Origin of the sequence: Pseudoduganella ginsengisoli (assembly GCF_009720865.1) — a bacterium.
In the GTDB taxonomy this organism is placed as follows: Bacteria; Pseudomonadota; Gammaproteobacteria; order Burkholderiales; family Burkholderiaceae_D; genus Rugamonas; species Rugamonas ginsengisoli.
Genome location: NZ_WNLA01000015.1, coordinates 134292 through 149119 on the forward strand (window position 1 = coordinate 134292; position 14828 = coordinate 149119).

Sequence of the window (14828 nt, forward strand, 5' to 3'; positions counted from 1 at the left end):
GCAAGCGCACAACGCATCGGCGGGCTCACAGCGCGCTGTTCTGCACTACAGAATTCGAGCCAACGTTTCCTCACAGTTTACGAAATCCTCAACCGCTTTTTCGCTTTCAAACTCAAACGATGCATACGTAACCTCGCACCCATCCGTCGGCTTATTTTCGGGATCGGTTGCGCTAACGAGCGATATCAGCTTTCTAACACCACAGAAGCTCCACCTGGCGGGTTGCCCATTCCATTCGAATGAGCAATCACCATCCCTCTCTAGGCTTAGACCAATACTCTCGGCCTTTGAAAGCGCAATATCCTCGTCCGGCGCTTCAATCAGATAGACGTTTTCCCACGCCGGAAAGGTGGATTGATTCTGCGTTTTGAAGACGACACGAAGTACAATATGGGCTGCAAACCATTCCATTTTTTCACCCGCAACGATATTTATTTTTGCGTTTGTCTTTATTCCGACAATCCATGAATTTCTGCGCTTCGATAATATCCAAAGCCCGCTTAACGTTACCGGCAGCCTTGGCTTGACGAAGCCATTCGCCAAGGACATCACACGGGTCCTGTCCGCTGCTCTGCGCCTCTGACTTCGCGCTTTCTGTAGCCCAGTTCCTGCCTTGCGACTTACCGCCCTTGGACATCTGCATTGGTTCAGCAAATAGCAGGTCGTTTAGTGCGTCACCCGCTACCCGACCGCCGTATGAACCAGCTTTACTGCCAATGATACCGCCAACAAAACCGCCTCCGGCCGGAAATACAACTTCGCCCGCAATTGCACCAACTCCACGTCCTACCCAAGCTCCCGCAATGGCGCTTGCATCTCCCAGCGCACTCAGTCCATATGGATCAATGAACATCAACGGGTTCCCACCGACATAGGCGTACGTATTAGGCCCAGCATCAAGCCCAATCGGATCACTCTGCACATACCGCCCCGTCTGCGGATCGTAGTCGCGATAGTAGTTGTAGTGAAGGTTACTCTCCCGATCAAAATACTGCCCCGCAAATCGTGGATTGAACATAAATGCTGATCCAGTCCCGGGCTGCTCATTCGGCGGCATAGAACCGAACCCGTCACTGTCCCACTTCCACACCACGGTCTGGCTCTGGTCCGTAATCACGCGCGGCGTGTTCAACTGGTCCGTCTGGATATAGTACACAGCCGCCTCGCCCGCAGCGTGCACACCAGTCATGCTTCCCAGCCAGACCAGCACCAGCGCCAAGAATTTCATCATAAGCTTGTTCACTTGATTATCCTTTCCAGTTGATCACTTCAGCACTGCCACCGGCACATCATCGAGCCACACATATTCCGTGACCGTCCCGCCGCTGCTCTCGGCAATCAACTTGCCCCCACTGTCGTAATGAAACACCGTCGATGACGCCGGCGTGGTTTTCAGCACCCGCTGGCCCAGCGCATTGATCTTGTACGTCACCACGCCAATCGCCGTGGAGGCGGACACCATGCGTCCCCGTGCGTCATAGCTGAACTGGCTCCCGGCCCCAGTGTTGGTGGTGCTGCCATTGGCATCCAGCGTGACCGCGGTTCCACCCGCCGTCACCAGGCGGTTGCTGGTAGCGCCATAGGTGTAATTGGTCGCAGCCGCATTCAGCGTGGATTGCGTACGGTTGCCCACCGCGTCATACGTATAGCTGCGGCTGCTGTTCGGATACTGCTCGCTGGTCAATCGGTCCAACTGGTCATAGCCATAGGTGCGGCTGTTGCTGGCATTGCCCGCATCCGCAATCCCCGTCAGGCGGCTGGCGGCGTCATAGCTGACCGTTTGAACCATGCCATTCAACGTGAAGCTGGCCATGCGCCCGTCGAGGTCATAGGTACGGCTGTACGTTTGCCCATTACCAAAGGTCAACGATTTCAATCCGCCAAACGGCTGGTATTGCACTTCGGCAGCCAGGGTGGTCGTGACGCCATCCCTGGTGGTGCTGACGGAATGGATCCGTCCCATGCTGTCACGGGTGTAATCCACACTGCGCCCGCTCGGATAAGTCAGCCCGCTCAGGCGTCCTGCATCGTCATAACGGTAAGCCATGACATAAGCCTGCCCGCCTATGGTGCGTGTTTCCTGCGTCACGTGCCCCTGCTGGTCATACACGTATTGCGTAACGCCGCTAACGTCCGTTATCTGCGTCAACCTGCCAATGCCATTGGCGCCCTGGTCATACGCATAAGCCGCGCTGCTGCCGTCGCCATACGCCACCGACGTCACGCGGTTGAGCACATCGTACTGATACGTGGTCACCTGGTTCTTCGCATCGGTGCTGGTTTTCAGGTTGCCCGCTTCGTCATAGGTGCGGCTGGTGATGCCGGCATCCGGGCTGGTGGTCTTCGTCAGATTGCCGAGCCCGTCTATCGTGTAGCTGGTCACGAGGTTGCGTGCGTCGGTGACCTTGTTCAGCTGGTCCTGTCCATCGTAGCCAAACAGCGTGATGCCGTTTTTTGCATCCGTGGTTTTGATACGGCGGTTCAGCGCATCGTAATCGTGCTTGGTGATCTGGCTCAGCGGACCGGTCACTTGCTTCAGGTTGCCCATCGTGTCGTACACGTAATTGGTCGTGCTGTTCTGCACCTGGGCATGGGCATTGCCCAGCAGGCTGACCGCCGTGGCCAGCGCAGTAAGATAAAGGCGCTTCATTGCTGGGCTCCGGTGATTTGCTTCAGGCGGTTCAATGGGTCATAGGCGCGGGCAATCTGGCGCAGCAGCGCTCCATTGCTGTCCTTGACCTGTTCGCTGACGCGGTTGCCCATGTTGTCGAGTGTGTATTGCACGCTGTTGCCGCTGCTGTCGGTAATTGCCGTCAGCCGGTGCGCCGGATCGTAGGTGTAGTTCAGGTTTACACCGCCTGGCATCGTCACGCCGGTCAGCTGGCCCGCGTTGTCATAGGTATAGCTGGTGGTGGCATTGCCCGTTGTGGTGGAAGAGAGCCAGCCGCGCAGCGTGTAGCTGAAGTCAGTCACCAGGCCATTGGGATCAGTCACCCGGCCTACGCGGCCGTGGGCGTCATAGTTCGACAAGGTGGTCACGTGCCCCGCCGCGTTGGTTACGGTACTCAGGTTACCGTGCTCATCGTAGGTATAGGTCGTGATGTCGCTGACGTCAGTCCGCGGCCCCTTACTTGTCAGTATTTGGCCCAAGGGGGAATAGGTAAATGCCCACGTACGGGGCGTGCCCACCAGCGTGGCGTTAAACCCGGCGGCGCCGCTGGCGTCCGTCGTAGCCTGCACGGTTTTAGTCAGGACATTGGCGGCCGCATCATAGGTAAAGGTGGTTCTGCGCAATGGTTCTGCAATGCGCAGCGGCTGACGGAATGCCGCATGCCACTCCGTGGTGATGGTCCGTGCCTGCCCAGTCCCTGACGCTTCGACCCGGCTCGTTTCAAGGTTGCGTGCCAGGTCGTAGGTATAACTGGTCATCGTACCGTCGTAGTCGGTATAGAGCGTCAGGTTCGCGTTGGCGTCATAGCCAAAGGATGCGGTTACCGTGCCAACACCGCCAGCGCCCGGACGGCGCGTACTCAATGAGCGCAGCACACCCAGCCTTTCGGTATAGGTATATTTGTAAATCGCGCCCAGCGGATCGGTCACTTGCGTTTCCGCATACGATGGATAGGTCAACGCATACTTTTCGACAGCCCCCGCATGCTCGGTCGATGCGGCCTTGGAGTCAGCGGCATAGGAGAACGTCGCGTAACGGTTGCCGTTTTCATCGACGATACCCGTCAACGCATTGGTACGGGCAACATTGGCAGTCAGGGCCAGCTCGTTGTAAACATAAGATTTGGATTTGCCATCCGGGTAAGTCACCTTGCTGAGATTGCTTTTCGAGTCGTACTCGTAAGTCGTGGAATTGCCAGCGGGGTCTACCAAGCTGGCCATGCGCCCTTGGCTGTCATACGTAAATTGCAGCGATTGGCCAAATGGATCCTGCACTTTCAAGAGCAGCCCTGCCTTGGGAGCAATATTTGCGGGAGTCGCAGCGTCGCTATAGGTATAAGTGGTGATACGGCCGTTGCGGTCCGTGACGCTTTGCAGATGGCCGGTCAGGCTGAAGGTTTCCACCGTGTCGTTGCCAGGCCATGCCGCTGGACCAAACTTCGCCTGTGAATACGCCAACGCATTCGCTAATGTAGTGATTATCCCGGCATTGCGCACTGGCATACGCCTTGACCGCCTCGTCTGCGTTTTCGCGGTAAACGTAATCAGCCAGGTACAACTTGTGCGCCTTGATTAACACCCCGGCAAATCGCATAGTATTGCCTGCCAACATTACCCAAATTGCATACTTCAAACCACGCTAAATAAGGCAACGATGTGCGGATTCCCGCCCCCAGATTCTGGCTTCCCATCCGCGCAACATTGCGCGCGAAACACTCCTATCCAACAAATCAACCACTTGCATAGAAAAAACAGCTGGCACAGCGTTTGCTCAACTATCGCTGCGAAGTTGCACAAGCTAAACTGAATTAGCGTGCGCCATCCGCGATAACTACAACACTTCCCAGGAGACCATCATGCGCAAGTCCTATCCCTTCCGTCCTTTCCTGTTCACCCTTCTGACGCTCTGCTTTGCCACCTCCGCCTGGGCGCAAAAGCCTGAACACGGCAGCGCCGACGAAGCCGTCGCCATGGTCCAGCAAGTGATTGCCTCGATCAAAGCCAATGGCCGCGACAAGACCATCGCGGAAGTCAATAACACCGCCACCGGCAAATTCCGCGACCGCGACCTGTACGTCACCATCAATGACTTGAGCGGCAAGAACCTGGCGCATGGCGCGAATCCGAAAATGCAGGGCAAGGATTTGATTGACTTGAAAGATGCGGACGGCAAGTACTTCGTGCGCGAACGGATCGAGCTGGCAAAGACCAAAGGCAAAGGCTGGCAAGACTACAAATTCGTCAATCCCGTGTCCAAGCAAATCGAGCCGAAGTCCATGTACTTTGAAAAATATGAAGACTTGATCGTCAATTGCGGGATTTACAAGGCAGCCAAATAAACTGATACGGTCACGGCACGGGGTATCTGCACCTGTCCGTACCGCGGTAGCCGGTGGAAAATCGGGCATCAATTCGAGGAGCCCGCCATGTCCACCCAACGCAGCTTTACACAAACCCTGGTTGCCGTCGCCTGGTCGTTTGCCGGGTTGCGCCGCAAACGCGATTTTGACGAAGATGTGGGCGCGCTGAATCCGTTCTATGTGGTGGCCGGGGCCTTCCTCGGCTGCGCGGCGTTCGTCGGCATCTTGCTGGGCGCCGTGCGGCTGGCGACAGCCTAAGCAGGGATGCGCAAATCAGTACGACGCTGACCGGCCTGCTGCCGGTCGCTAGCATTTAACAAAATCTCACAATTTTTTTAGCGTTTGGTGACAATTCGCGCATTTTTCAGGCAATTGATTGACGTATCCTAAATGCAAGATCGTTAATTGCTTTATAAGAATGCCGACTCCTACCGAACTGCGCCTGCGCGGCGCCACGCTGAGCTACCGTGTCATTATCGATGGCATACAGGAAGGCCACACGCTGGAGCATGTGGCTGCCCGGCTGGCGGAATTGTTCAGGCGCACAGTCGACCAAATGCGCGCCCTGTTGGCCGCACCGCGCGCCATCGTGAAAAAACAGCTCGATTGCCCGCATGCGCTGCGCTTCCAGGCTGCGCTGCAGCGCGCCGGCTGCATTGCCGTCATCGAGCCGGACCATACGGATTTTTCCACGCTGGTGCTGGCCCATCATGTGAGCCCGGGCCCGGGCATTGCCATCAACGCGCCGGAAGCGTGGCACGCCAGCATGGATGACGGCACGTTCCAGCTGGCCGACGAAGCCAGCGGCGCCTGCCTGCGTGCAGTCGGCGTAACATCGGCCGCACTGTCGATCCGCGAATGGACGGACCAGCGCTTGCGCTGGGTGGCCGAAGACATGCCGTACCTGCGCCAGGTGCGCGCACCTTACCGGATGGAGGGTGCTGGCTGGGAAGACCGGGTGCAGGGCGTGGCGGCGGAATACCGGGGCACGTTCCCCGGCACGGGCGTGTATAGCCATTACCTGGTACTGTGCCTGCGCTCGGCCCGCTCACTGGTCTGCCTGACCGTGCATGCGCCTGCCGCCGCGTTTGACGCCAATGAATCGCTGTTCCGCTGGCTGTTGCGCAACCAGCTGGACGTCTGCGATGCAGCAGCCGAACACATGCCGTTGCCTGTCCCGCAGCAGGCGCGGCAGTGGGAAGCCCAGCTGGCTGCCGCGCGGGAACCGCAGCACGGTGACCAGCAGGATGAGCAACCGGAAGCCTCCGCTGACGCAGCGGTTCCGCAGACGGTCGCGCTGTCGCCGCACGATGAAGCGCTGCAGCGCTGGCTGCGCTACAACGAAGCGCGCCCGTCGCGCCGCCTGCAGCAGGCCGGCAAGCAGCCGTCCGCCACGCCGGTACGCAACACGTAACGACTATCCATAGGCGGAAATATTCCGCCACGCCTGCCGGGCGCCGCCGTGCGGCAGGCGCCAAATGACTATACAATTGCGCGGTTCCCTGTTCCTACGATAGAAAGGCCGCGCAATGGCGATCCCTGTCCTCATCAACCTGGCCATTGCCGCCGCCGTGCTGGCCTTTATGTATCGCCAGCAAGCGAACCACGCAACGTTTACGGTGCGGGTGTTCACGGGCCTCGGCCTGGGCGTGGTGCTGGGCGCAGGCTTGCAGGCTGCGTATGGCATCTCCGCCCCGGAGCTGAAAACCACGGCAGATTACCTTGACATCGTGGGCAGCGGCTACGTGAAGCTGCTGCAAATGATCATCATGCCGCTGATTATGGTGTCCATCGTCAGCGCCATCATCAAACTCAGGAATGCCACGTCGCTGGGCAAGATCAGCGCCCTGACCATCGGCACGCTGATGGCCACGACCATCGTGGCGGCGGCTATCGGTATTGTGATGGCCAAACTGTTTGGCTTGACGGCTGTGGGCATGGCATCGAACGCAGCGGAAGTGGCGCGCGGCGCTTACCTGCAGGGCAAGCTGGGCGATGCGCAATCGATCTCGCTGCCATCCATGCTGTTGAGTTTTATTCCCGCCAATCCCTTCCTGGATCTGACGGGCGCGCGCAAGACTTCGACGATTGCCGTCGTGATTTTTTCCATTTTTGTCGGCATGGCGGCGACCGGCATCCATGACAAGAAGCCGGACCTGTTTGCCTCGTTCGAACATGCCGTGCACGTGGCGCACGCCATCGTCATGCGCCTGGTGACGATGGTGCTGCGCCTGACGCCGTATGGCGTGTTTGCGCTGATGGCGCAAATGGTGGCCACGTCCAGCCTGGCGGACATTTTGAACCTGATCAATTTCGTACTGGCGTCGTACAGCGCGCTGGTGCTGATGTTTATCGTGCACCTGGCGCTGGTGGCGGCGGCCGGATTGAATCCGCTGCGCCATGCGCGCAAGATTTTCCCGGTGCTGGCGTTTGCCTTTACGTCGCGCACCAGTGCCGGTTCCATCCCGATGAATGTGCAAACGCAGACGCAGCGCCTGGGTATTCCTGAAGGCATTGCCAACTTTGCCGCGTCGTTTGGCGCGACCATCGGCCAGAATGGCTGCGCGGGCATTTATCCGGCCATGCTGGCGGTCATGATTGCGCCCACGGTCGGCATCGATCCATTCACCGCATCGTTTATCTTGCCGCTGCTGGCCATTGTCGCCATTGGTTCCGTCGGCGTGGCCGGCGTGGGCGGCGGCGCCACGTTTGCCGCGCTGATCGTGCTGTCGTCGCTAAACTTGCCGGTGGCGCTGGCGGGCTTGCTGATTTCCATTGAACCGCTGATCGACATGGGCCGCACCGCCCTCAACGTCAGCGGCGCCATCACGGCCGGCACGATTACCAGCCGCGTGCTGGGCGAAACCGATATGGCCGTCTTCAACAGCGACGCGGAGCTCAGCGAGGAAGCCGGCAGCAAGGCGGCCTGATCAGTTTGAGGCGGGATCGTAAGCCAGCACGGCTTTATAACCCGCCGGCGCAATCGACGTATTAAATGGATAGGTGGCGAAGTTGTTGTGATCCACCATCCCCAGGTTGATCAGGATGGTGTGGGGCAAATCCTTGCTGCGGCCCTCCAGCACATTGACCACGGCATTGATGGCCACGCGGGCCTGGCTGACGCCCTTGGTATCCACCGCCGCGTAAATTTCCCCCTTGTCGATCATGCGTGCAATATCGCTGGTCAAATCGTACGCCACCAGCCGTATCTTGTTCTGCAAGCCGGCGTGAACCAGCGGCTGGTACACGGCGGGCGCGCAGCCCGTGCAGCCCAGGATATAGTCGAGTTGGGCGCCGTTCTTGGCCAGGATGTGTTCCGCCAGCCGCGTTTGTCCTTTGAAGTCGCTATCGCCATACCGCACTTCCAGGATGTGGACCTTGACGGGCCCCTCCTCCGCCGCGATCCGGCTGCCATCCACTTCGCCTTTGACCCAGCCAGCGCCAGCGGGGCCGGGCAGCAACGCCACGTTGATGGATTTCATCCCGCGCTGCTGCGCGTCGCGCATTACCCAGCGCATTGCTTCCAGCCCCATGCCGCGCAACGACGTGGTGATCTTGATCGTGAGATCGTCGCTGCGGCTGTCGTTCGCCAGCTGAAAGACGGGAATACCCGCCGCCCGGGCCTTGGCGATCGATGTGTTATTAAACGTCATGTTAATGGGCGAAATGACAATCGCGTCGTAGCGCGCCGCGATTGCCGCGTCCATCTGGTTCAGCTGGGTGGCCAGGTCGTCGTAGCCGGTGGCAGCAATGACATCGACCGCCACGCCCAGACGGCGTGCTTCACTGATCACGCCATAGTTGCAGCCGACCCAGTACGGATCCTTCAGGTGCGGAAACAGGAACGCGATGCGCCAAGGCTTGCTGGCAGGCGCTGCCATGGCGTAGGCGCCAGCAACCACACGTCCACTCGCCAAGGCATCATCCGCGCTCCCGTTGGCCTGCAGCGGGCGGAAGATGGATTGCACCGGTATCGGCGCAAACTTCACCGGATCCGGCAATTTTTCCGCGCTGGCCAGCGCTGTCGTCAGCGCCGATGCCGCCACAGCGGCCAAACGGCGCGTCCATTGAATCTTCACGGCATTCCCCTTGTGACTACCCTGCAGGCGGCCACACATCACACCCTGGCAGCCTGAATGAATTGCAGAATAGCATCTTCAATGCACCAATTGCGCGGCCGGACGCTAAAAAGTACGCCTGGCCTGCAACAGCGCGCCCTGGTCCAGCGTGGCCCGCAACGATGCGGCGTGGCGGTGCGCCGCCTGCCTGGTGATTCGTCTACCATGCATTCCATCGCCAACCGGGAGGTGCAACGATGGAGTCTAAGTGGCCAACACAACTATGGATCGTGCGGCATGGGCAGAGTGCCGGCAACGTTGCGCGGGATGCTGCCGAGGCCACGTCACAATACCTGATCGATATCGCCGAGCGGGATGTCGACGTTCCCCTGTCCGAACTGGGCGCGCGCCAGGCCCGCGCGCTGGCTGCATGGTTTGCGGAACTGCCGCCTGAACAGCGGCCCACCGCCATCCTGCACTCCCCTTACCTGCGCGCCAAAGGCACGGCCATGGCCGTCATCGAACGGCTGGACCGTGGCTCCCTGCTGGCCGTGGTGGCGGATGAGCGCTTGCGGGAAAAGGAATTCGGCATACTTGACCGGCTGACGCCGCTCGGCATTGCCGATAAATACCCGGAACTGCACGCGCAGCGCAAACACGTCGGCAAGTTTTATTTCCGGCCGCCGGGCGGCGAAAGCTGGTGCGACGTGATCTTGCGGCTGCGCAGCGTGATCGACACCATCACCCGCGACTACCGGGGTGAACGGGTGCTGATCGTGGCCCACCAAGTCATCGTCAATTGCTTCCGCTACCTGCTGGAGCGCCTCGATGAAGACGCCATGCTCGCCATCGACAAGGCAGCCGACGTGCCGAACTGCGGCGTCACGTCGTACGCTTTCGATCCCGCTGCCGGCAAGCGCGGCAAGCTGGTGCTGCAAGTGGCCAACTTCGTTGCGCCGCTGGCCGACACTGGCACGCCCATTACTGCCAAGGCCGACGTACCGGCCGCGCCCAAGTCGTGAGGCCCGCCATGTCCGGCACCGATATCACCGACATCGACTTGCAAACGCTGCGCAACTGGCCGCTGCCCATGCCCCGCTTTGACGATGACAAGGAAGTGCGGGGCCATGCAGTCGTGGTGGCGGGGTCGCGGGAAATGCCGGGAGCGGCGCTGCTGGCGGCCAATGGCGTGCTGCGGGCCGGCGCGGGCAAGGTGACCATTGCCACGGCAGCCCACACTGCCGCGCACGTGGCCACGGCGCTGCCGGAAGCGCGCGTGGTCGCACTGGCGGAAACGCCGGGCGGCGGCTTTGCGGCGGAAGGCATACGCCGGCTGGGCGAGCTGGCAGCCAAAGCCGATGCCTTGCTGATCGGCCCCGGCATGCAGGATGAACAAGCTTCCGCTGAACTGGTGCGCGCCCTGCTGCCCCGCTATGCGCTCTGCAAAGTCATCCTCGATGCGGCTGCGCTGGCCGTACTGCGTCCGCCCGGCGGCGCGTCACTGCTGGCCGATCCCGTGGATTGGGAACACATGCGGTTCGCGGAACCCGTGTTACTGACACCCCACGCGGGCGAAATGGCGCACGCCACGGGGATGGAAAAAAAAGAGATCGAAGCCGATCCGCGCGGTGCAGCCCAGCGGGCAGCGCAGCGCTGGAATGCCGTGGTGGCGCTGAAAGGCGCACTGACCATCATTGCCGCTCCGGACGGCAAGCAGTGGCAACAGCAAGGCGGCAATGTGGGCCTGGCCATTTCCGGCTCCGGCGATACGCTGGCCGGCATCATCGCAGGACTGGCGGCGCGCGGGGCGTCGCTGGAACAGGCGGCGGCATGGGGCGTTGCCCTGCATGCGGCCGCCGGCGACCAATTGGCGATGCGCTTCGGCACCCTGGGCTACCTGGCCCGCGAAATCCCGGCAGAAATTCCTGCGCTACTGCGTACGCTGGCGCAAGCCTGATTTAATTCCCCAATTTTGAAAGGATACACCATGAAACACTCAACATCAGCCCTGCTGCTGGGCGCGCTGCTGGCCGCCGGCACACTGGGCGGCTGCAAAGACCGCAGCACCGACACCAGCAACAGCGCCGCCCATTCCGACTCGACCACGACTCCGGCCAACACGGCGCCGGCCAATACGGCGCCAGCCAACACGACGCCATCGGATACCACGACACCGGGCACGGGGACCGGCACGGGCACGCCGGACAACGGCACCACCACCACGCCGCCCAACGGCACGACGCCCGGTACCGGAACCGGAACTGGGACCGGAGGCGGCACTTCCGGCACGTCCGGGACATCAGGTACATCCGGTTCAGGCACTACCGGCTCAGGAACCTCTGGCGTGACAGGCGACACGGGCGGCAGTGGCGCCTACGGCACGCCAAGCCACCGCAACGACAGCCGCGACAACATGCCGCGGCGCGATACGACACCGCACCAGCGCTGACACCCCATGTAAACGGCAAAGGGGCCGTTATCCGGCCCCTTTGTCATGGCTGTATCAAACCGTTACACGACTTTCGGCGACGCCGGTTCCAGCTTGCCGCCCTTGCCGGTCGCCTTGCGCACCAGCCACATCAGGCTGCGGAACACGAGGCGGATGAACGTCAGCGTCAGCAGCGCCTCAATGAACGTCAGCACGAACGCCACCAGCGCATTCCACCGTACGGCGCGGCGGCCGAACTTGGCTACCATGCGGTCGCGGGCAATTTCAATACTGTCGTAGAACGTCGGCACCACCAGCAAGGTCAAAATCGTCGACGTGATGGTGCCGCCGATAATTGCCACTGCCAGCGGACGGTAGAAGTCCGCGCCTTCGCCCGCGCCGATCGCCACCGGCATCATGCCGGCGATCAGCGCAAACGTCGTCATCAGGATCGGACGCAGACGCATGCGGCCCGCATGCATCAGCGCATCTTCACGGCCATAGCCTTCTTCTTCGCGCTTGCGCGCCGCATCGAGCAACAGAATCGCATTCTTCGCCACCAGGCCCATCAGCATAATGATGCCGATAAAGCTCATCAAGTTCAGCGTCCCTTTGGTCAGCAGCAGCGCCAGCACCACGCCGATCAGCGACAGCGGCAGCGACATCATGACGGCCACCGGCGCCGTGAACGAACCAAACTGCATCACGAGGATCAGGTACATCAAGCCCACGCCGGACACCAGCGCAATCGTCATTTGCGTGAACAATTCCTTCTGGTCTTTACCGGCGCCGCCCAGCGACAAGCCATAGCCCGGCGGGAAGTCGATTTCCTTGGCCAATTTCATGGCGTCGGCAGTGACTTCACCGGTTGAGCGTCCCTGCGAGTTGGCCGACACGGCGATCAAACGTTTGCCATCCTTGTGCGTAATGGTGGCAGGGCCCTTGCCCATGGTCACGCGGGCGATCTGGTCCAGCGGCACCATCTGGTTCGTGCCCGACACGGCAATCGGCAAGCGCTCGATGTTTTCCGCGCTGGTGCGGTCGGCCGGATGCAGGCGCACCGCCACGTCGCGGGTTTCACCGGTTGGATCGACCCAGTCGCCCACTTCGATACCGGCAAACGCCACGCGCAATGCCTGCGCCGCATCGCCGGCGGAAATCCCCATCGAATTAGCCAGGCCACGGTCCAGCTCGATCTGCAATTCGTCTTTCGGATCCTGTTCCGACAAGCCCACGTCCACCGCGCCAGGCACCTGGCGCAGCTTGTCCATGTACACGCTGGTAATGGCCATCAGCTTGCGGGTGTCCGGGCCCGTAAATTCCACCTGGATCGGCTTGCGGTTACCATTCGACAAGTCGTCCAGCACCACGTATTCCGCGCCTACCAGATGGCTGAGTTTTTCACGCAATTCGCCAGCCGCTTCCACGGCGGAGCGCTTGCGCTCATTTTTCTTGCCCAGGTCCACGTAGATACGGCCGCCCGACAAGTTCACGTAGCTGTTGGTTTGCTTGGTTTCCGGCAAAGTGCGGGCCAGTTCGGCCGCTTTTTCCAGTTTCAGGCGCGAATATTCCAGGCTCGACGACGATGGCGTCCGCACGTCGATCATGATGGTGCCGTAGTCGGAATTCGGCAGGAACGACGAGCCGCCAAATTTCACGTGCAAGCCCAGCGCCGCCACCAGCGACAGCAGCGTAATGACAGCCATCCAGCGGCGGTGGTGCAAGGCCCACGCAATCACGTTGCCGTAGCGGTCAGCCTGGTGGTCGAACCAGTCATTGAAGCGCTGCAAGACTTTGCTCAAGCCTTTTTTCGGCGCTGTGTGGTGATCCGGCGGATCGCCCCAGTAGGCCGACAGCATCGGGTCCAACGTGAACGAAATGAACAGCGACACCAGCACCGAGCACGTGACGGTCAGCGCAAAGGGACGGAACCATTCGCCCGATACGCCCGGCATCACGGCGACCGGAATGAACACGGCCATGATGGAGAACGTGGTGGCGGCAACGGCCAGGCCGATTTCCGCCGTGCCTTCCAGCGCAGCCTTGCGGCGGTCCGAACCCAGCTGCATGTGGCGCACGATGTTTTCCCGCACCACGATGGCGTCGTCAATCAGCACGCCGATGGCCAGCGACAAGCCCAAGAGCGTCATGAAGTTCAGCGTAAAGCCGCACATCCACACGGCGATAAACGCGGCAATCACGGACGTCGGCAGCGACATCGCGGTGATCAGGGTCGAGCGCCACGAGTTGAGGAACGCGTAGACGACGAAAATGGTCAGTACGGCGCCGAACACCAGCGATTCAATCACGTTGTTCAAATTGCTTTCGGATTCTTCGCCGCCATCCTGCACCACTTCAATCTCGGTGCCTTTCGGGAATTCCTTGTTCATGGCTTTCACCATGTCGCGGATTTCATTCGCCACTTTTACGGTGGACGCATCGCGCGAGCGGGTCACGGCAATACCGACGTTCGGCTTGCCGCTGCGCACCGACAGGTTATTGATGTCGGCAAAACCATCTTCAATCGTGGCCAGCTGGCCCAGGCGGATGATTTCATCGCCGCGGCGTTTCACCACGACGGACTGGAAATCTTCCGGACGCTCGATGCGGCCCACCAGGCGGATGCTCTTTTCATCCATCGAACCGCGCACCTTGCCCACCGGTGCATTGGTGTTCTGGTTGCGCAGCGCATTGGTGACGTCGCTGATCGACACGTTATATTCACGCAGCTTTTCCGCCCGCAGCAGCACCGACAATTCACGGCGCAGCGAACCGTTGACCGTCACGCTGGCCACGCCGTCGATGCCACGGAAGCGGTCGGCCAGCTGGTCTTCCGCCAAACGCGAAATCTGCGCATGGGATTGCACACTGGACGACAGCGACATTTGCATGATCGGTTCAGCGGAAATATCGAGACGCTGGACGATCGGCTCGCGCATTTCCAGCGGCAGCTTGTAGCGCACCGATGCAATCGCGTTGCGGATTTCATCCGTTGCTTCGATCAGGTTTTTGCTGAACGTGAATTTCATCTGGATGCGCGCCTGGCCTTCGGACGCGGTGCTCTGCGTTTCCGTCACGCCGGTAATGCTTTGCAGCGATTTTTCCAGACGGTTGATGATTTCCCGCTCCACGGTTTCCGGCGAGGCGCCGGGGTACGGCACCGTCACGAAAATCATCGGGATTTCCACGTCCGGCCGCTGGTTGACCCGCAGCTTGGACAGGGCCAGCAAGCCCAGGGCCATCAGCGCGATGATGATCACCACCGTCGCGATCGGCCGTTTGATACTGAAATCAGACAAGAACATGGCGGTT

13 protein-coding genes are annotated in these 14828 nt (G+C 60.5%); 7 read left to right on the forward strand and 6 right to left on the reverse strand.

All coding sequences use genetic code 11. The annotated features are described in order from the left end of the window. Positions 1-45 precede the first annotated feature (45 nt). From GM668_RS20435 to GM668_RS20450, 4 genes are read right to left on the reverse strand one after another with little or no spacing between them, the layout of a single operon-like run. The gene (locus tag GM668_RS20435; protein ID WP_170305731.1) at positions 46-411 is read right to left on the reverse strand and encodes a DUF4288 domain-containing protein; all 366 of its coding nucleotides are present in this window, start codon (positions 409-411) and stop codon (positions 46-48) included. A gap of 4 nt (positions 412-415) precedes the next feature. Continuing rightward, on the reverse strand, positions 416-1243 hold the full coding sequence (locus GM668_RS20440; protein ID WP_155440797.1) for an RHS repeat domain-containing protein: 828 nt from the start codon (positions 1241-1243) through the stop codon (positions 416-418). A 21-nt stretch (positions 1244-1264) separates the two neighbouring features. Continuing rightward, positions 1265-2650, reverse strand: coding sequence for an RHS repeat domain-containing protein (locus GM668_RS20445; RefSeq protein ID WP_155440798.1), 1386 nt, complete (start codon positions 2648-2650; stop codon positions 1265-1267). Beyond that, a complete protein-coding gene (locus tag GM668_RS20450) occupies positions 2647-4128 on the reverse strand; it encodes an RHS repeat domain-containing protein (protein ID WP_170305732.1) in 1482 nt (493 codons plus the stop codon). The genes GM668_RS20445 and GM668_RS20450 overlap by 4 nt, the downstream gene beginning before the upstream one ends. Positions 4129-4526: 398 nt before the next feature. On the opposite strand from GM668_RS20450, the gene GM668_RS20455 reads away from it, so the two are divergent. From GM668_RS20455 to GM668_RS20470, 4 genes are all read left to right on the forward strand, one after another. Beyond that, positions 4527-5009: a cache domain-containing protein gene (locus tag GM668_RS20455; RefSeq protein WP_155440800.1), complete on the forward strand. Its 483-nt coding sequence runs from the start codon at positions 4527-4529 to the stop codon at positions 5007-5009. Positions 5010-5096: 87 nt separating this feature from the next. Next, a complete protein-coding gene (locus tag GM668_RS20460) occupies positions 5097-5288 on the forward strand; it encodes a DUF2970 domain-containing protein (RefSeq protein ID WP_155440801.1) in 192 nt (63 codons plus the stop codon). 160 nt (positions 5289-5448) lie between these two features. Continuing rightward, positions 5449-6444, forward strand: a complete 996-nt coding sequence (locus tag GM668_RS20465) for a hypothetical protein (RefSeq protein WP_155440802.1) — start codon at positions 5449-5451, stop codon at positions 6442-6444. A 115-nt stretch (positions 6445-6559) separates the two neighbouring features. Next, positions 6560-7960, forward strand: coding sequence for an L-cystine transporter (locus GM668_RS20470; protein ID WP_155440803.1), 1401 nt, complete (start codon positions 6560-6562; stop codon positions 7958-7960). Here GM668_RS20470 and torT read toward each other — a convergent pair whose 3' ends face one another. Beyond that, on the reverse strand, positions 7961-9109 hold the full coding sequence (torT, locus tag GM668_RS20475; RefSeq protein WP_371868741.1) for a TMAO reductase system periplasmic protein TorT: 1149 nt from the start codon (positions 9107-9109) through the stop codon (positions 7961-7963). A gap of 236 nt (positions 9110-9345) precedes the next feature. Here torT and GM668_RS20480 point away from each other — a divergent pair, with 236 nt between their 5' ends. From GM668_RS20480 to GM668_RS20490, 3 genes are read left to right on the forward strand one after another with little or no spacing between them, the layout of a single operon-like run. Beyond that, complete coding sequence (locus tag GM668_RS20480) at positions 9346-10110, forward strand: histidine phosphatase family protein (protein WP_155440805.1); 765 nt, start codon at positions 9346-9348, stop codon at positions 10108-10110. Between the two features lie 8 nt (positions 10111-10118). Further along, complete coding sequence (locus GM668_RS20485; protein ID WP_155440806.1) at positions 10119-11045, forward strand: NAD(P)H-hydrate dehydratase; 927 nt, start codon at positions 10119-10121, stop codon at positions 11043-11045. 30 nt (positions 11046-11075) lie between these two features. Then, on the forward strand, positions 11076-11537 hold the full coding sequence (locus tag GM668_RS20490; RefSeq protein ID WP_155440807.1) for a hypothetical protein: 462 nt from the start codon (positions 11076-11078) through the stop codon (positions 11535-11537). A gap of 62 nt (positions 11538-11599) precedes the next feature. On the opposite strand, the gene GM668_RS20495 is transcribed toward GM668_RS20490, so the two are convergent. Next, a complete protein-coding gene (locus GM668_RS20495) occupies positions 11600-14821 on the reverse strand; it encodes an efflux RND transporter permease subunit (protein ID WP_155440808.1) in 3222 nt (1073 codons plus the stop codon). Between the last annotated feature and the right edge of the window lie 7 nt (positions 14822-14828).